The 18,809-nt window shown below is 32.5% G+C and carries 17 protein-coding genes and 2 tRNA genes; 13 read left to right on the plus strand and 6 right to left on the minus strand.

Going from position 1 to position 18,809, the window contains the following annotated elements; translation table 11 throughout:
* On the minus strand, nt 1-2,823 hold the full coding sequence (gene polA, locus Q0873_RS06020) for a DNA polymerase I (RefSeq protein ID WP_299105082.1): 2,823 nt from the start codon (nt 2,821-2,823) through the stop codon (nt 1-3).
* Between the two features lie 106 nt (nt 2,824-2,929).
* Here polA and Q0873_RS06025 point away from each other — a divergent pair, with 106 nt between their 5' ends.
* Entirely contained in the window at nt 2,930-4,153 is a 1,224-nt protein-coding gene (locus tag Q0873_RS06025) for a metallophosphoesterase (RefSeq protein WP_299105083.1), read from the plus strand.
* Between the two features lie 88 nt (nt 4,154-4,241).
* Complete coding sequence (locus Q0873_RS06030) at nt 4,242-4,535, plus strand: thioredoxin family protein (protein ID WP_299105084.1); 294 nt, start codon at nt 4,242-4,244, stop codon at nt 4,533-4,535.
* On the opposite strand, the gene Q0873_RS06035 is transcribed toward Q0873_RS06030, so the two are convergent.
* Together Q0873_RS06035 and Q0873_RS06040 are read right to left on the minus strand one after the other, a co-directional pair.
* Entirely contained in the window at nt 4,532-5,176 is a 645-nt protein-coding gene (locus Q0873_RS06035) for a polysaccharide deacetylase family protein (RefSeq protein ID WP_299105085.1), read from the minus strand. The two genes, Q0873_RS06030 and Q0873_RS06035, sit on opposite strands and share 4 nt — an antisense overlap.
* 4 nt (nt 5,177-5,180) lie before the next feature.
* Nucleotides 5,181-8,300, minus strand: coding sequence for a DUF2723 domain-containing protein (locus Q0873_RS06040; protein WP_299105086.1), 3,120 nt, complete (start codon nt 8,298-8,300; stop codon nt 5,181-5,183).
* Nucleotides 8,301-8,484: 184 nt separating this feature from the next.
* Here Q0873_RS06040 and Q0873_RS06045 point away from each other — a divergent pair.
* The 3 genes from Q0873_RS06045 (at nt 8,485) to Q0873_RS06055 (ending at nt 9,273) form a co-directional block, all read left to right on the plus strand.
* Nucleotides 8,485-8,555 (plus strand) — tRNA-Gln (locus tag Q0873_RS06045).
* 95 nt (nt 8,556-8,650) lie between these two features.
* Nucleotides 8,651-8,721 (plus strand) — tRNA-Gln (locus Q0873_RS06050).
* 87 nt (nt 8,722-8,808) lie between these two features.
* Entirely contained in the window at nt 8,809-9,273 is a 465-nt protein-coding gene (locus Q0873_RS06055) for a DUF4252 domain-containing protein (protein ID WP_299105087.1), read from the plus strand.
* Between the two features lie 51 nt (nt 9,274-9,324).
* On the opposite strand, the gene Q0873_RS06060 is transcribed toward Q0873_RS06055, so the two are convergent.
* Nucleotides 9,325-9,672 (minus strand): ArsC/Spx/MgsR family protein, encoded by a 348-nt coding sequence (locus tag Q0873_RS06060; protein ID WP_299105089.1) that lies wholly within the window; start codon nt 9,670-9,672, stop codon nt 9,325-9,327.
* Nucleotides 9,673-9,712: 40 nt separating this feature from the next.
* Here Q0873_RS06060 and Q0873_RS06065 point away from each other — a divergent pair, with 40 nt between their 5' ends.
* The 5 genes from Q0873_RS06065 to Q0873_RS06085 all read left to right on the plus strand — a co-directional run bounded on the left by Q0873_RS06065 (nt 9,713) and on the right by Q0873_RS06085 (nt 13,103).
* The gene (locus Q0873_RS06065; protein ID WP_299105090.1) at nt 9,713-10,168 is read left to right on the plus strand and encodes a DinB family protein; all 456 of its coding nucleotides are present in this window, start codon (nt 9,713-9,715) and stop codon (nt 10,166-10,168) included.
* Between the two features lie 19 nt (nt 10,169-10,187).
* The gene (locus Q0873_RS06070; protein ID WP_299105091.1) at nt 10,188-11,336 is read left to right on the plus strand and encodes a cystathionine gamma-synthase; all 1,149 of its coding nucleotides are present in this window, start codon (nt 10,188-10,190) and stop codon (nt 11,334-11,336) included.
* A gap of 100 nt (nt 11,337-11,436) precedes the next feature.
* On the plus strand, nt 11,437-11,949 hold the full coding sequence (locus tag Q0873_RS06075; protein WP_299105092.1) for a hypothetical protein: 513 nt from the start codon (nt 11,437-11,439) through the stop codon (nt 11,947-11,949).
* Between the two features lie 26 nt (nt 11,950-11,975).
* On the plus strand, nt 11,976-12,569 hold the full coding sequence (locus Q0873_RS06080) for a TetR/AcrR family transcriptional regulator (RefSeq protein ID WP_299105093.1): 594 nt from the start codon (nt 11,976-11,978) through the stop codon (nt 12,567-12,569).
* Nucleotides 12,570-12,620: 51 nt separating this feature from the next.
* The gene (locus tag Q0873_RS06085) at nt 12,621-13,103 is read left to right on the plus strand and encodes an acyl-CoA thioesterase (RefSeq protein WP_299105094.1); all 483 of its coding nucleotides are present in this window, start codon (nt 12,621-12,623) and stop codon (nt 13,101-13,103) included.
* Between the two features lie 51 nt (nt 13,104-13,154).
* On the opposite strand, the gene Q0873_RS06090 is transcribed toward Q0873_RS06085, so the two are convergent.
* Together Q0873_RS06090 and fbp are read right to left on the minus strand one after the other, a co-directional pair.
* Entirely contained in the window at nt 13,155-13,763 is a 609-nt protein-coding gene (locus Q0873_RS06090; protein WP_299105095.1) for a superoxide dismutase, read from the minus strand.
* Between the two features lie 123 nt (nt 13,764-13,886).
* On the minus strand, nt 13,887-14,921 hold the full coding sequence (gene fbp / locus Q0873_RS06095; RefSeq protein WP_299105096.1) for a class 1 fructose-bisphosphatase: 1,035 nt from the start codon (nt 14,919-14,921) through the stop codon (nt 13,887-13,889).
* Between the two features lie 167 nt (nt 14,922-15,088).
* Between fbp and Q0873_RS06100 the strand changes: the two genes are divergently transcribed.
* The 3 genes from Q0873_RS06100 to Q0873_RS06110 all read left to right on the plus strand — a co-directional run bounded on the left by Q0873_RS06100 (nt 15,089) and on the right by Q0873_RS06110 (nt 18,684).
* On the plus strand, nt 15,089-15,574 hold the full coding sequence (locus Q0873_RS06100; RefSeq protein ID WP_299105097.1) for a GNAT family N-acetyltransferase: 486 nt from the start codon (nt 15,089-15,091) through the stop codon (nt 15,572-15,574).
* Nucleotides 15,561-16,805, plus strand: a complete 1,245-nt coding sequence (locus tag Q0873_RS06105; protein ID WP_299105098.1) for an aspartate kinase — start codon at nt 15,561-15,563, stop codon at nt 16,803-16,805. Before Q0873_RS06100 ends, Q0873_RS06105 begins: the two co-directional genes overlap by 14 nt.
* A 61-nt stretch (nt 16,806-16,866) precedes the next feature.
* Nucleotides 16,867-18,684: a GNAT family N-acyltransferase gene (locus Q0873_RS06110; protein ID WP_299105099.1), complete on the plus strand. Its 1,818-nt coding sequence runs from the start codon at nt 16,867-16,869 to the stop codon at nt 18,682-18,684.
* Nucleotides 18,685-18,809: the final 125 nt, after the last annotated feature.

The raw sequence follows: 18,809 nt of genomic DNA on the forward strand, positions 1-18,809 counted from the left end.
CTAATGTGCTTCTAACCAGTTTTGCCCAATTCCCATTTCAACATCTAATGGAACACTCATTTTAAATGCATTTTCCATTTCTTGTTTGATAATAGGCTTAATGGTTTCTAATTCGTCTTTATGCGCATCAAACACCAATTCATCATGTACTTGCAATAACATTTTAGATTTAAAGTTTTCTTGCTCAAATCTATTATGAATATTGATCATTGCTAGCTTGATAATATCCGCTGCCGAACCTTGAATAGGTGCATTTACTGCATTTCGTTCTGCTGCTCCACGCACAATAGCATTTCTAGAATTGATATCTTTCAAATATCTACGACGATTTAAAACCGTTTCTACATACCCATTATCGCGAGCAAAATCTACTTGTTTAGACATATAAGCCTTTAACTTTGGATAAGTTTCATAATATGCATCAATCAAAGCTTTCGCTTCTTTTCTTGTTAAGTTTGTTTGATTACTTAAACCAAAAGCAGAAACTCCATAGATAATCCCAAAGTTGACCGTTTTAGCATTACTACGTTGCTCACGAGTTACCTCATCAATAGCTACATCAAATACCTTTGCTGCTGTAGAAGCATGAATATCTTCGCCATCTTGGAAAGCTTTAATCATGTTCTCTTCTTCACTTAAAGCTGCAATAATACGAAGTTCAATTTGAGAGTAATCGGCCGCTAACAACACATGATTCTCATCTCTAGGAATAAATGCTTTACGTACCTCCTGTCCTCTTTTTGTACGAATTGGAATATTTTGTAAGTTCGGGTTGTTCGAACTCAAACGTCCTGTAGCAGCAACTGCTTGTGCATATACTGTATGAACTCTTCCAGTTTTAGGATTGATTTCATTCGGCAAGGCATCTACATAGGTGCTTTGTAATTTTTTATACTGACGATATTCTAAAATATCAGAAACAATTTGATGCTCTTTTAAACTAGACAACACATCTTCTGCTGTAGAATATTGTCCGGTTTTTGTTTTTTTAGGTTTGTCTACCAATTTTAATTTCTCAAATAAAATAGGTCCCAATTGTTTTGGAGAAGCAATATTAAATTCCTCTCCCGCTTGCTCATAAATATTTTTCTCAAGCTTCGCTATATCTTCGGTCAATTCTTTCGATAATGACTTTAAAAACGCTGTATCTAAGTTAACTCCTTCTATTTCCATCGCTGTCAATACTGAAACCAATGGTGTTTCCACATCATTGAATAATTCAGTAACATTCCCACTTGATAATTCCTTTGTGAAATGCTCTTTTAACTGCAAGGTAACATCAGCATCTTCAACCGCATATTCTGTTTGCTTTGGCAATTCAACTTGTCTCATCGACAATTGATTTTTTCCTTTTTTACCAATCAATTCAGTAATCGAAACAGGCTGATAATTCAAATATGTCTCTGAAAGCACATCCATGTTATGACGCATATCTGGATTGATCAAATAGTGCGCTATCATAGTATCAAACAACTTCCCTTTTACAGGCATATGATAATTTGACAACACCTTGATGTCATATTTTAAGTTGTGGCCAATTTTCTCAATAGATTCATTTTCAAAAAATGGTCTAAACTCTTCAACAATCTCTTGTGTTTCTTCTTGATTTTCTGGAAATGCCACATAGTATCCTTTTCCTTCTTCCCAAGAAAAAGCAATTCCTATCAACTCAACTTCCAAAGCTTTTAATCCCGTTGTTTCTGTATCGAAACAAACCGAAGTTTGTTGCATTAACTTTTGTAATAATAACTTTCTAGAAATAGGTGTATTTATCAATTGATAGAAATGATTGGTATTTCCAATCGTTTTAAATCCACTTATTTGTGTCTCTTCGGTAACATTCCCTCCACCTGGAGCTGCAAACAAATCAAACTGACCTTCTTTATTTACTCCACTTGCAGTTGTTTTAGCCTTTGGCTCAGCTGCTCCTTCTGGTGCAATTGCAAAGGTTTTTAAGAGATTATCTGTTAACCTACGAAACTCTAAGTCGGTAAAAATAGTCTTGGTAGCCTCAATATTTGGTTGCTCCATTACTAGTTTATCTAATTCTAACTCTACAGGAACATCTAGCATAATTGTTGCCAGTTTTTTTGAAAGTAATCCAAGCTCTTGATTTGCTTCTACTTTCTCCTTCATTTTTCCTTTAAGCTCATGAATATTCTCAAACAAACCTTCCATAGAACCATAGGCCGCTAAAAATTTCTTGGCTGTTTTTTCTCCTACACCAGGTAATCCAGGAATATTGTCAACCGAATCTCCCATCATTCCAAGAAAATCTATGACTTGTTCAGGTCGCTCTACTCCAAATTTTTCTTTTACCTCTTCCACTCCCCATTTTTCATATCCATTCCCCATACGTGGTGGACGGTACATAAAGGTAGAATCAGAAACCAATTGTGCATAATCTTTATCAGGAGTAACCATATAGGTTTCTAAATCTTCCTTTTCTGCTTTTTTGGCTAAGGTTCCAATAATATCATCGGCTTCATACCCTTCCTTTACAATTGCAGGAATATTCATTGCTTCTAATATCTGCTCTATATACGGAACCGCCACACGGATAGCTTCTGGAGTTTCTTGTCTGTTAGCCTTATACTCTTCAAACATTTCAACTCTATCTACACTACCTCCTTTATCAAAACAAACCGCTAAATAATCAGGCCTTTCACGTTTAATTACATCCAACAAAGAGTTCGTAAACCCTAATATTGCTGAAGTATCGACTCCTTTCGAGTTGATTCTTGGGTTTTTAATAAACGCATAATATCCTCTAAAAATTAATGCATATGCATCTAATAAGAATAGCCTTTTTTTACCTGACATCTGATCTGTTTTTAAGTGACGACAAGGTACAAAACTTTAACATGATGTTAAAAATTGATTTTCCCGAATCAACGTATCTTTGCTTCGTTTTAAAAATCAGCACACTATGCCTCGTTGGGTAATCCCTTTACTTATCATTTCGACACTAATCATTGTATTTGAAGCCTACGCTTTTCAAGCAATTAAAACCGTAACCAAGAATAAATTCATTCGATATGGATGGTTACTGATAGGTGTTTTAGCATACATAAACTTCTTTTATGTTATTTTTTCTTCAGACAGAAGTTCTGGACAAACTAGACAGTTTCAATATGCCTTTGGCACATTGTTGATTGTGTTATTACCTAAGTTGGTAATTCTTCTTTTTATGTTAGGAGAAGATATTGTACGATGGTTTCAAAAAGGAGTTTCTTATTTCTCTCAGGAAGAAACGAAGAGCTTAGCAGGAAGACGAAAGTTTGTTGCTCAATTAGCGTTAGGAATTGCAGCAATTCCGTTTGCCAGTATTCTTTATGGAATTTTTAGAGGGAAGTTCAATTATAAGGTGATCCAGTATGAATTACCTTTTGCAGATTTACCCGATTCTTTTGACGGGTTTACCATTACACATATTACAGATATTCACTCTGGAAGTTTTGACAACAAAGAACAAATTCAATATGGAGTTGATTTAATTAACAAACAAAATTCTGATGTAATTTTATTTACGGGAGATATCGTAAACAATTTTGCTAAAGAAATGGATGAATGGATTCCTATGTTTTCTCAATTGAAAGCTCCAATGGGAAAATATTCTATTCTTGGTAATCATGATTATGGTGATTATTCTCAATGGAAATCCAAGGAAGAAAAACAAGCTAATTTCCAAGCCATTAAAGATATTCATCCAAAAATTGGTTTTGAATTATTATTAAATGAAAACAGACCCCTTGAAAGAAATGGTGAAAGAATAGCTTTAGTGGGTGTGGAAAACTGGGGAAAAGGATTTAACCAAGCAGGTGACCTAAAAAAGGCTTCTGAGGGGATTCAAAAAGAAGATTTCAAAGTTCTAATGAGCCATGATCCTAGCCATTGGGAATATAAAATAAAACAAGATGATTTTAACTACCAACTTACATTAAGTGGACATACACATGGTTTACAATTTGGCATTGAAATACCTGGTTTCATCAAATGGAGTCCTGCTAAATATGTATACAAACAATGGGCAGGTTTATACAATGAATTCGGACGATTTATTAACGTAAATAGAGGTTTTGGATACCATGCTTTTCCTGGAAGAGTAGGGATTTGGCCAGAAATTACTGTCATAAAGCTAAAAAAAGCCTGATTTTCAGCATTTTTAACCTTAATTTCATATAGTCTTAATAAAAAAATTAGTAATTTTAGGCATTTTACTTAAAATCCGTATGCAAAAAATGACAAAGTTTGGTGAAATCATAAGTATCAACAAACCTGTGCTAATCGATTTTTACACAGATTGGGAAGAATTTGAACCTAGTTTAGATACTCTTCGCGATGTTGCTGCTGCTTTAGGTGACAAAGCCAAGGTTATCAAGATTGACATAAAAAAGAATGAAATTCTTGCAGAGGCACTTCGTGTAAAAGGAAATCCAACTTTTATGATTTATAAAAATGGAGAGATGATGTGGCGTCAAACAGGTGAGCAAGATGCAAATACTTTAATAGGTTTAGTGCAGCAATACGTTTAAATTGCCTTAAAACTAAATCCTTTTTCCGATAGCTTTTCTAATACTTTTGGTAAAGCATAGCACAACCTTTCGCTTGCTTTTACACTATCGTGAAATACTACTACACTTCCATTTTCCACATTTTCAAATACGTTTTTTAAGCATTGCTCTTTAGATATTCTTGTATCAAAATCTGCGGAAAGTACATCCCACATAATTATTTCATATCCCTTACGCTTCAATTCACGAGCTTGAGAAGCTTTTATTTTTCCATAAGGCGGTCTAAATAATCTTTTTTGTTCAGAAGTTGTATCCCGAAACTTCTGCATTGCTCTTTCACAGGTTTCAACATTCATTAAATAATTCTCAACCGAGTGTTTCCACCCATTAAAATGGTTTTGGGTATGATTTCCTATTGTATGCCCTTCATCCATAATTCTTTTAAATAACTCTGGATGATTGTCAATATTCTTTCCAATACAAAAGAAGGTAGCATTGGCATTATACTTTTTTAGAACATCTAACACAAATGAAGTTACTTCTGGTGTAGGACCATCATCAAAAGTTAAGTAAACTTCTTTCTGCTTAGACGAAAAACACCACGTATAATTAAAGAATATCTTCTTTATAATACGTGGTGTTTTGATCAAATAAAACCTCAATGTACTAAGGCTTTACTGAATCTAATAATTGTGGATCATTTAACATCTCTAATTCTTCTTCTGATATTAAATGAGGAAATGCTTTTTTAATCGCTAAATATTCACCTACAATTTTTCTTCCATAATCTTCATTATCTTCATACTTCACAATCTGTTGAATGATGTTTTCATACATATACAAGGTTGTAGCTGTATTTTCATTAACTATATATTTCTGATCATTTGGAAATGTACTGTGATACATCAATCTCTGTTGGAAAATATCTATCAATGTTTCCGCTGTTTCATGAGCTTTATCAATATCACCTATACGATAATATAGTTCTGGATACCCAAGTGATATGCTGTAATGATCGAAGTCTTTAATTGGCATTTTATATAATGATAAATCCAATACATCTTTCGCTTGTACAGAATCTCCTTTCTTTAAAAACTCTTCAGACAAACGCATTAAGTTATTACGTAATGAAATGGCATTTCTTTTTGTTTGCTCATCTAAATAGATCTTTCCATTATTGATTGTTTTCCAATCCCATTTCTTCACATTAGCATACATTTTCTCCGGATCGATACGTCCCATATCAAACATAGATTTTCCTTTGTTAGAAGTCTTAATTGGTACCAATTTATAAGCCATTCCATCTAACTGTAAATAATCTTTCATCCAAATATATTCATCATCTGAATTAGAACCTCCTGTAAAGTAAATTGGACGTTTCCAGTCAAAATTATTTAAGATATCTAACATTAAAATTCTATTCTTAGGTAGTACCTCTCCTACTTCAATGTCAATATAATCTAAAATCTTATCTGCATCTTTTAGGGCTACTATTCCAGATTCAATTGCATTTTTCTTATTTACTGGAATTCGTATTCTATTCGTAGGATAAAACTTCTCTTTAGAATCTTCTCCAGCACTTAAATAAGTTGCATCATTATCACTTTCTATCCAACGCATAAAATCGCTAATTGGTAAAATTGAATCCTTTAATTGAGGAATAGGATAATAGTATGCTACATCCAATGTACCGTATTTATATTGATCATGTGTTAAACGAGACGGTATAGGATCAGCTTCATAAGTTTTCTTTTTCATTTGATCTATATACCAATCTGTAGCAAATAAACTTGTGTTTACAATTTTAATATCTGTACGCACTCCTTCCATTTGTTGCATATACCAAAGTGGGAAGGTATCATTATCACCAATAGTAAATATAATTGCATTCGGATCACAACTTTCTAAATATGTCTGCGCATTTAATTGAGCCGTATATCGATCACCTCTATTATGATCATCCCAATTCTGGAATCCCATTAGTACCGGAACTGCCAATAATGAAACCACTGAAACTGCCATAGCAATGGTTTTCTTTGAGGCATACGATTTTAAATAATCGTATAATGCTAACACTCCAAAACCAATCCACATTGCAAATACATAGAACGACCCTACTACCGCATAATCACGTTCTCTAGGTTCAAAAGGTTTCGGGTTGGTATAAAAGATAATTGCAAAACCAGTGAATACAAAGAACAATCCTAATACATATAAATTCCTTTGGTCTTTCTTAGCATGATACAATAATCCAATAACTCCTAAAATTAAAGGTAAAAAGTAGTATTTGTTTCTTCCTTTATTGTTTTTAATTTCATCTGGCAAATTAGATTGCGGTCCTAAACGAGCTTCATCAATTAAATTAACTCCACTTAACCAATTTCCATTTTCATAATCTAAATGTCCTTGAATATCATTTTGCCTTCCTACAAAATTCCACATAAAATAACGACCATACATGTATCCAAACTGATAGTCAATCATGAATTTCATGTTCTCTAAAAATGTAGGTCTACGTTTACTACGAGCAGGAATACCCGCTATTTGCTTATAGTATTCTTGCGCTCCTGGATCTACCATTCTTGGTATAAATCCTTTGTGCTTGCTCGACCAATTTGGTAATACGTTCTTATAATTATTTACAATTTCGTACTTCCCATTTCTCTTTTCATATTTTGGCTTATCATCCTTGTATGGATTCGAAGCATCCTGTTCTCTATCATAAGCAAATGAATAATACTTATCATAAAACACATTGGCATCTCCATATTGCTCACGGTTATAATAGGCTAATAACTCACGCGCACTCGACGGATTATTTTCATTAATTACAGTATCGGCATTTGCACGAATTGGCAACATTAACCAAGATGAAAAACCAATCATTATAAACAACACTGACAGCACTAAAGTATTAGCCGCTATGTACTTCTTTTTTCTAGTATAATTTAAACCATAGTAGAACAATCCAATTAAAATGATTCCTGCGATAATGGTTCCTGAATTATAAGGTAGCCCTATTGAATTGATAAAAAATAATTCGGCAACACTAAAAAACTTTAATGTAAAAGGGAATAAAAATTTAAAGACTCCTGCCAATACTAAAATAGATACTACAGTAGCAATTGCTGTTGTTTTTAAAGTGATTTCTTTGTAGGTTTTGAAGAAATACAACATTACAATTGAAGGAATTACCAATAATGATAAAATATGTACTCCAAATGATAATCCTACTACGAAACTGATCAACACTAACCATTTGTTTCCGCGTGGTGTATGAATTTCACTCTCCCATTTTAATCCTAACCAGAATAATAAAGCCATTAAAAACGAAGACATCGCATATACTTCACCTTCTACAGCACTAAACCAAAAACTATCTGAAAAGGTATACGCTAAAGCACCAACTAACCCACTTCCTAATACAGCTATTTGTTCTCCAGTACTAAACTTACCGTTTTTAACTGCCATTTTCTTAGCCAAGTTGGTAATACTCCAAAACATAAATAAAATGGTAAAAGCACTAGCTAAAGCCGACATAAAGTTGACCATTTTAGCAAACTGAGAAGGATCATTTGTGAACATTGCAAAAAAGGCTCCTAACATCTGAAATAATGGTGCTCCTGGTGGATGCCCTACCTCTAACTTCACTGCCGTAGAAATATATTCTCCACAGTCCCAAGAACTCACCGTTGGTTCTAGTGTTAAAGTATAAGTGATTAATGCAATTGCAAATGAAACCCATCCTAAAATGGTATTCCACTTCTTATAGCTAAAATTGTTCATAGTCTTTGATCTAAAATAATTTACGAAAGTATTAAATACACTCGATTTTTAATTGATAACAAAAATATAATTTTGAATCTCTTAAACTGGGTTGAAACCGTATAAAGTTGTGTTAAATGAAAAAAAATAAAAAAAGTTTGTTGAAACAAAAAATAGCTCTATATTTGCACCCGCAATAAGCAATTGGCCTATGGTGTAATGGTAACACACCGGTTTTTGGTACCGATATTCAAGGTTCGAGTCCTTGTAGGCCAACTAATCCTTACGAGTTTCGTAGGGATTTTTTCATAAAAACTGTTTATTGTTTTTTTAAATATAAAACTTTGTTTTTATATTTGCATTATAAACATTGGCCTATGGTGTAATGGTAACACACCGGTTTTTGGTACCGATATTCTAGGTTCGAGTCCTAGTAGGCCAACTTAAAAGTCTTAACAATATTTGTTGAGACTTTTTTTGTTTGTAACAAAATCTATAGCGAGTCGTCTTCCTTTCAAAACCAAATATTATGAAACGATTTATAACAGCTATTTTTTGCTTATTCCTTTTAAACGTTAGCGCACAAGAAACCAAATTCAAAAGCTTTTACAAAGCCAACAAAGACAAAACTACTTTCTCAATAAATTTATCTAGCTCTTTTGCTGGTAAATTCTTTGATGATGAAGACGATGCAGAGATTAAAAATTTAATTAAAAAGTCAAGTGATTTTAAATTAATGATCTTTGATAATGAAGATGATGATATTGCGAGAGATTTCAAAAAATTCTCAAGAAAAAACAACCTTAAAACTTTAGTTAGAGCCAAAGAAAAAGGAAGTAAAGCCGAAATCTTATTTATTGAAAAAGATGACTTTGTTAGAGAAATTATAGTCAGAGCAAGTGGTGATGGAGACAAATTTGTTTTATTAGGTATTAAAACAAAACTAACCAAAGATGAGCTTGCAGATATTATTTCATCTAAAACTAGTGATTAAATCTTTAGTTAAAAGTATAAAAAAAAGCAGAAGTTGAACTTCTGCTTTTTTTTATTGTATCCTTTCCTTTAGACTCTCTACTACCTTTTTACTATTTCCTATAAATATTTCATCTTCTACAATAAAAACAGGTCTTTTTAAGAAGGTATATTCATCGAGTATATATTGTTTAAAATCTGCTTCTGTCAAATTCTGATTTTTTAAATCCATTTCTCGATAAAGTTTCGCTCTTTTATTGAACAAACTTTCATAACTATCGGTCATCTCTCTCATCTCTTCTAATTGAGCAACCGTTATTGGATTCATCTTTATTTCTTGTTTTTCAAAACCTTCTACATTCACTTCTTTTAAGATTCTTCTGCAGGTATCACAGGTTTGTAAAAAATAAACTTTCTTCATGTTAAATAAGTATATTTGATATCGCTAAAATAGTCAGAAAATGAATACAGAATTTGAGGTTTTAAAAAAATCTAGAGAAATTGTTCTTAAAAAAATAGAAGGTTTAACCTTAGAACAACTTCATATAACTCCAGAAGGTTTTAAAAATAACATTGCTTGGAATGTAGCTCACTTAGTTGTTACACAACAATTACTACATTATAAATTATCAGGAAATCAATGTTTAGTTCCTGAAGATTTAATTGAAAAATACAGAAAAGGAACTGCTCCTTCTGAAGATTTTACAGAAGAGGAATGGGAAGAAGTTAAAGAGTTATTAATGGGATTACCTGATACTTTAAAAGAAGATTTTGAAGCAGGAATTTTTAATGAGTACACACCATATATGACAAGTATGGGGTTCGAATTAACTTCTATTGAAAGAGCCATTGCTTTTAACAATTTACATGAAGGAATTCACCTTGGAATTGTTATGGCTTTAGTAAAGTTAGTATAAGATCATTATAAAACGGCAGATGAAATTCAACACCAAAACCATTCACGGAGGACAAAAACACGAGGAGGCTACGGGCTCTGTAATGCCTCCTATTTTCCAAACATCTACCTATGCACAAGCTAGTCCTGGAGCTCATAAAGGATATGCTTACTCTAGAGGAAGTAACCCAACAAGAACTGCTTTAGAAAATGCTTTGGCATCTATAGAAAATGGAACACATGGTTTTGCATTTGCTTCTGGTTTGGCAGCTATTGATGCCATACTACGATTGTTACAACCAGGAGATGAAGTAATTACCGGAGATGATATTTACGGAGGCACCTACCGTATGTTTACGCAATTGTTTCAAAAATATGGTTTACAATTCACCTATGTTGATACTGATGTTGTTGCTAATATTACAGATGCCATTTCAGAAAACACTAAGTTAATTTGGTTGGAAACACCAACGAATCCATTAATGAAAATTGCTGATATCGAAGAAATTTCTTCGTCTGTTAAAGCAATAAATCCTGACATATTGGTTGCTGTTGACAATACGTTTGCCACTCCATATTTACAGCGCCCTTTAGACTTAGGTGCTGACATTATTATGCATTCGGCTACTAAATATTTAGGAGGTCATTCTGATTTAATAATGGGTGCTTTAATCGTAAAAGATGCTCAGCTTGCTAAAGAATTGCATTTTATTCAATTTGCAGTAGGTGCTATTGCCGGACCAATGGATTCTTTTTTAGCATTAAGAGGAATTAAAACCTTGCATGTTCGTATGCAACGTCATTGTGAAAACGGAAAAGCAGTCGCTAATTTCTTGGTCGATCATCCAAAAGTAGCCCATGTTTATTTTCCGGGATTTGAAAGTCATCCAAACCATGAAGTTGCTAAAAAGCAAATGGATGATTTTGGTGGTATGGTTTCTTTTAAGTTAAAAGATGAAAGTAAAATCGCTGCATTTAAGTTTCTAGAAAACACAAAAGTTTTCACCTTAGCCGAATCATTAGGAGGTGTAGAGAGCTTAACCAATCATCCCGTTTCTATGTCACATGCCTCTATTCCAGAAGAAGAACGTTTAAAAATTGGTATTACAGATTCATTAATTCGTTTAAGTATCGGAATTGAAGACATAGATGATTTAATCAAAGATTTAGAACAAGCATTAAACCTATAAAACAAGAGCTCCTTTTTTAGTAAGGAGCTTTTTTTAACTACTAAAAATATACCAATTGGTATATTTTCATTATATTTACAAAAGATTGAACAATTGTAGCATGAAAAAACTATTGTTACTTATCCTGATGACTCTATTTGGTCTCAACAACTTATATGCATGTTCTTGTAAAAAAGAGAAAAGCACAAAAGAGTCCTATGAATCGAAATTACTCGAATCTATTGTTCATGGAAAAGTTTTATCCAAAACTTCCGTTTCTCTAACTGAAATAGTAGACAAAGAAACTCTTGACTCTATAAAAATTAAACATAACAAAAAGGAAAACTTTTATACTCAGAAAGACTTTCTTAAAATCGAACTAAAGGTTATTGAAAAGTTTAAAGGAAAAACCAAATCAGATATCATTACAATCTATACACATTCCCAGAGTTCAGCATGTGGATATCCTTGGTTTAAAAAAGGAAGAGAGTATTTAGTTTATGCTACTTCTAAAATTGCCAGTTCATATTCCTTAAACAACAAAAACGAAAAAATATACTGGACATATCATTGCTTACGCACAAAAGAATATAATTCATTTGAAGCACAACAATTAACTAAACTAACAAACTGATAAACTCAATTACTTTACAACTTAAAATGTCTAAATCAGAAAAAACAAAGGCACATATTATTGAAACCGTTGCTCCTATTTTTAATAAAAATGGGTACTCTGCTATGAGCTTATCTAAGATTACTCAGGCAACTGGTTTGACTAAAGGTGCTATCTACGGACATTTTGAAAACAAAGAAGAATTGGCTATTGAAGCCTTTCGTTTTTCTGTTAGGAAAGTTTTAAAGGATTTAAACCAACATATAAATCAAGGAGCAACTCCTTTAGCTATGCTCTACAACGTAGCAACCTTTTATAAGTCTTATTATAAGTACAGTCAGCAATTTGGAGGATGTCCTATTTTAAATATTGGTGTAGATTCAAACAATCAAAATACTGCTATAGCCAATTTAGTTCGTTCTTATAATTCAAGAATATTAGAGCAGTTTACCTTTTTAATAGAAATGGGAAAAAAATCAAAAGAAATAAGAACAACCACAGATAGCGAGCAGTACGCCAAACGTTTCTTTTATATGATAGAGGGTGCTGTTTATATGTCTTATATAATGAAAGACGATAGCTATCTTATCGATCTAGCACAAACCATGAAACACATTATAAAACAAGAATTAGAACAATAATATTTTTTTAATACAAAATATACCGATTGGTATATAAATAAATTTTATACTATGGAACTACCAAAAATCTTAGAAAGTAAAACAAAAATCAGATTTCAAGACTGTGATCCTTTTAACCATTTAAATAATGGGTCTTATTTTAATTATTTAATCAATGCAAGAGAAGACCAGCTTATTGCAAACTACGATTTAGATATTTACGCACATGGAAAAAACAATGGAAAAAGCTGGGTTGTAGGTTCTCATCAAATTGCTTATTTAAAACCAGCAACATTAATGGAAACCGTTACTATCGATTCTCAATTAATCAAATATGGAAGTAAAAATCTATTGGTTGAAATTCGAATGTGGAATGAAGCCAAAACAGAATTAAAAGCTGTTTTATGGAGTTCTTTTGTGTATTTCAACTTACGCCAACTAACTTCTGAAAAACATTCTGACGAATTATTAGAATTGTTTGACAGTGTAATACTGCCTGTAGATGAAGATAGTTTCGAACAAAGAGTTCAGGGATTACGATTACAAAAAGTTTAAAAACATAAAAACCCGCAAAATGCGGGTTTTGTATTTTTATGTAAATGCTAATTACTTAGCCTCTGCATATCTTCTTTCAACTTCGTTCCAGTTAATTACTTTGAAGAATGCTTCAATATAATCAGGACGACGGTTTTGGTAGTTTAAGTAATATGCATGCTCCCATACATCTAATCCTAAAATTGGAGTACCTCCACAAGTAACACCTGGCATTAATGGGTTATCTTGGTTTGGAGTAGAACATACTTCAACTTTTCCTCCTTTGTGAACACATAACCATGCCCATCCAGATCCAAACTGAGTAGCAGCTGCTTTAGAGAATGCATCAATAAATGCTTCTTTAGATCCAAATTCAGCTTCAATAGCATCTTTTAACTCTCCAGACAAGTATCCTCTATCTTCTGGGTTCATTACTGTCCAAAATAAAGAGTGGTTATAAAACCCACCTCCATTGTTACGAACAGCTCCGTTGCTCATATCTAAGTTTGTTAAAATATCTTCGATAGACTTTCCTTCTAAATCAGTTCCAGCGATAGCTGCATTTAATTTAGTTGTATATCCATTATGGTGTTTGCTATGGTGAATCTCCATAGTTCTTGCGTCTATATTTGGTTCTAATGCGTCGTAAGCGTATCCTAATTCTGGTAACTCAAAAGCCATAATTATTTGATTTTTATTTTATTAATTTTTCGTTTTTACAAGTGTAAATTTACTCCAAAAAAATAAGGCAAACAACTGTTTACCTTATTCATATTTTATTTCGTTATAGAGAATAACTATTCTTTAATATTTTGGCTTTTGATCTGCAGAAAACTCATTCATAAAGGCTTCTGCTTTTTCCACCAATTGTATACTTCCACAATAAAAAGGTACACGTTGGTGTAACTCTGTTGGTTTAATATCCATGATTCTTGTAAAACCGTCTGATGCCTTTCCTCCTGCTTGCTCACAAATAAAAGCCATTGGATTACATTCATATAATAAACGTAATTTTCCATTTGGAGTAATCTCAGTTGCTGGATAAATATACACCCCACCTTTAATCATGTTTCTATGGAAATCAGAAACTAATGAACCAATATAACGCGCTGTATAAGGTCTGTTATCTGCTTTATTTAACTCTTTACAGTGAATTAAAAATCGTTTCATTCCTTCTTGAAAATGTGTAAAGTACCCTTCACTTACAGAGTATATCTTACCAATTTCTGGATACTGCATATTTGGATGAGATAAATAGAACGTTCCAATTGCTGGATTTAAGGTAAATCCATTTACTCCATTTCCTGTTGTAAACACTAACATTGTTGAAGTACCATAGGCTACATACCCTGCAGCAACTTGCTCACTTCCTTTTTGTAAAAAGTCTTCCTTAGTAACTGGAGTTCCTACAGGAGATACTCTTCTATAAATAGAGAAAATTGTTCCAACAGATACGTTTACATCTATATTAGAAGAACCATCTAAAGGGTCCATCAATAAAACGTACTTATTATCGTTGGTTTTATTTTTTCCTTCAACCACTACAAAATCATCCTCTTCCTCACTTGCTATTCCACAAACAATTTCACGGTTAATTAAGGTTTGCTTAAACAAATCATTTGCTAAAACATCTAATTTCTGTTGTGCCTCACCTTGAACATTTATATCACCTGCCGCTCCAGTAATATCAACTAAACCTGCTTTTCTAATTTCGTGGTTTACTACTTTAGCTGCTAAACGAATGGAATTAATTAAACGAGATAGTTCTCCTGAAGAATATTTAAAGTCTTTTTGATTACCAATAATAAACTCTCCAAGGGTAGTATGTTTGTTGTTCATGTCAAATTTTTGTGTTGTGTACAAAGATGCCAACTTTTTTGCGGAACTACAACGATTTCGATTGTTTAAAACTTAAAATTTTCAACAAAAAAAATTGATATGTTTTAATTTTTCATTTGTTTTATTGAGGCATTTTATAAAGTATCTTTACACAAAATTTAGAAATTATGAGTTTTATCATTCGAAAAGGTGAGCCAAAAGATGCTAAAGCCATTCATAGTTTAATTGTGGAACTAGCTGTTTTTGAAAAAGAGCCAGACGCCGTTAAAGTTACTGTTGATGATTTGGTGCAAGATGGTTTTTCTGAAAACCCAAAGTTTAAAACTTTTGTTGCCGAAGAAACCAATGGAACTATTGTTGGAATGGCTTTATTTTATGAAAGATATTCTACATGGAAAGGTAAAACTATTCATTTAGAAGACTTAATGGTTACAAAATCTAAAAGAGGTATCGGAGCTGGAAAAGCTTTGTATGCTTCCGTTTTACAACACGCTTACGATAATAACTTTAAAAGAGTGGCTTGGGAAGTGTTAGATTGGAATGTAAACGCAGTTAATTTTTATAGAAGCACTGGCGCAACTGTTTATGATGAATGGAGAGTTTGCCATATGAATGAAGAAAACTTATCAAGATTTTGCAATGAGAATATTTAAGTTCGGAGGAGCCTCTGTCAAAGATCCTAATGGAGTAAAAAATGTAGCTCGTGTATTGCAGCATGAGGGTACTGAAAATGTATTAGTTGTTATTTCTGCCATGGGCAAAATGACCAACGCATTTGAACATATTGTAAACAGTTATTTCTATAAGAAAGATGACTTAAAAGATGCTTTAGGTTTTGTTGAAAACTTTCATCAAGATATGATGAATGGTTTATTTAACTCAGAGCATGAAATTTATCATAAAGTAAATTTGTTATTGGGTGAATTGAGTGGGTTTATGGCTCAAAACACTTCGAACGACTACAACTATGTATACGATCAAATGGTCGGTTTCGGTGAATTATTATCTACAACTATTGTAAGTGCTTATCTTTCTGAAATTGGAATTCATAACCAATGGTTAGATGTAAGGGAATTTATAAAAACAGATACTAATTATAGAGGAGCAAAAATAAACTGGAAACTTACCCAAAACTTAATTCAAGAAAATGTAAATACCTCTCAACTTAATATTACACAGGGCTTCTTAGGAAGTTCAGACTCTGAAACCACTACTCTAGGAAGAGAAGGATCTGATTTTACCGCTGGTATTTTTGCTTACTGTTTAGATGCAGCGAGTGTAACTATTTGGAAAGATGTTGATGGTGTTTTAAATGCCGATCCTAGAGTGTTTACTGAAACAGAATTATTAGAGGAAATATCGTATACAGAAGCTATTGAAATGGCTTTCTATGGTGCATCTGTAATACACCCTAAGACAATACAACCTTTAGAACAAAAAAACATACCTCTTTTTGTTCGTTCTTTTGACGATGTTCATAAAAAGGGTACTTGTGTCGGACGAGGAAAGAAAATTACTCCAGAAATACCTTGTTTTATTGTAAAGAAAAATCAGATTTTAGTTTCAATTTCTGCAAAGGATTTTTCTTTTATGGTAGAACATAATATTAGTGATGTTTTTAAGAAATTACATGAATATAAATTAAAGGTTAATCTTATTCAAAATTCGGCTATTAGTTTCTCCGTTTGTATTGAAGATAAATACGATAGGTTTGATGCTTTCTTAAATGAGTTACAAACCGATTTCAATATTAAGTCATATAAAAATGTCACGCTTTACACAATTCGTCATTTTAATGATTCAGCTATAAAGGCAATACAGAAAAGGGGAAAATCGATTATTCGTCAAATTAATACAGAAACCGCACAGTTGGTCATAGAATAAAAGCTATTAAAGCTCACAAATTTCCGTTATATTTGCAGTTACGTCTAATTGATATCTTTAAATGGGATTAGTAACACCTAAGGAAATAGCAAAAGCTATTGGAGTCGATAAATTTGGAGCGTTTGGAACGTTTTCTGGATGGCTTCTAATGAAGATTTTGCGAATTTCCACTGCCAATAAAATATATAATAAACACAAGCATAAGAAGGATTTACCTTTCTTAAATGGATTGCTGGAGGAGTTTCAAATTGAGTTTGAAATTCCTGAAGAAGACCTTAAGCGTATTCCAAAAGAAGGACCTTTTATTACCATTTCAAATCACCCCTTAGGTGGAATTGATGGTATTTTATTGTTAAAACTATTGGTGGAACATAGGGCAGACTATAAGATTATTGCTAACTTTTTGTTGCATAGAATAGAGCCACTAAAGCCATATGTAATGCCAGTGAATCCTTTTGAAAACCATAAGGATGCTAAATCAAGTGTTACAGGAATTAAAAATGCTTTATTGCATTTACGCGAGGGAAAACCTTTAGGTATTTTTCCTGCTGGTGAAGTTTCTACCTATCGTGATGGAAAGTTAATGGTAGATAAAGAATGGGAAGAAGGTGCTGTTCGTTTGATTAAAAAAGCAAAAGTTCCGGTTATTCCAATCTATTTCCATGCTAAAAACAGTAAATTATTTTATTTCTTATCAAAAATTAGTGATACACTTCGTACAGCTAAATTACCTTCTGAATTACTTTCTCAAAAAAGTAGGGTTATCAAGGTTAGGATAGGAAAACCTATTTCAGTTAAAGATCAAGACAATTATGCTGAAATACCGGATTTTTATCATTTCTTAAGAAAGAAAACATACATGTTGGCGAACCCATTTGAAAAAACGCCACAAAAAATATTATCTACCCAGAATTTAAAAATTCCTAAAAAAGCAAAGAAGATAACTTCTCAAAGAAATCCAGAATTGTTTTCTAAAGAAGTTGATAAACTACGTGATTCTGGTGCAAGGTTGTTACAAAGTAAAAATTACGAGGTCTTTTTTGCTCATGCAAAAGATATTCCTAACATTCTACACGAAATAGGTCGTTTACGTGAAATTACCTTTAGAGAAGTGGGAGAAGGAACCAATAAACCTATTGACTTAGACAAGTACGACAAATATTATTATCATAAATTTTTATGGGATAATCAGAAGAAATGTGTCGCTGGTGCTTATAGAATGGGATTAGGTAAAGAGATTTACAAGAAATATGGCATTAATGGTTTTTATGTTCAAACTTTATTTAGAGTAGAACCTGAACTTCATAGTATGATGGAAAAAACCATCGAAATGGGGCGTGCTTTTATTATCAAACAATATCAACAAAAACCGATGCCTTTATTCCTTTTATGGAAAGGTATTGTTCATGTTACTTTACGTTATCCAGAACATAAATACTTAATGGGAGGAGTAAGTATTAGTAATCAATTTTCTGAGTTTTCTAAATCTTTAATGATTGAGTTTATGAAATCTCACTATTACGATCCTTATTTAGCGCAATACATACATCCTAAGAAAGAATTTAAAGTTCGTTTAAATGATGCAGATAAAGATTTCATTTTTGATTCTACGCAATCTGACATGAATAAATTTGATAAGGTAATCGACGAACTTGAACCGGGGGCATTACGAATTCCTGTTTTAATCAAAAAGTATATTAAACAAAACGCTCGTATTATTTCTTTTAATGTAGATCCTAAGTTTAATAATGCGATAGATGGTTTAATGTATATTAAAATTGTAGATTTACCTGAAAGTACTGTTAAACCAGTTATGGAAGAATTTCAAGCTGAGTTGGAGCGCAAAGCTACGGAACAGCAACAAGTAAATAATTCATAAATTAGATAGAAATTACATATAACATTTTACTATAAAAAAAACACCAGCATTTTCTTAAATGCTGGTGTTTTTTTTCAAAACTTATTTTCTTGTAGATCTTAGTGATTGATAGCGTAACTGGCCCC

It is taken from the genome of uncultured Tenacibaculum sp. (genome assembly GCF_947498805.1).
Classification (GTDB): Bacteria; Bacteroidota; Bacteroidia; order Flavobacteriales; family Flavobacteriaceae; genus Polaribacter.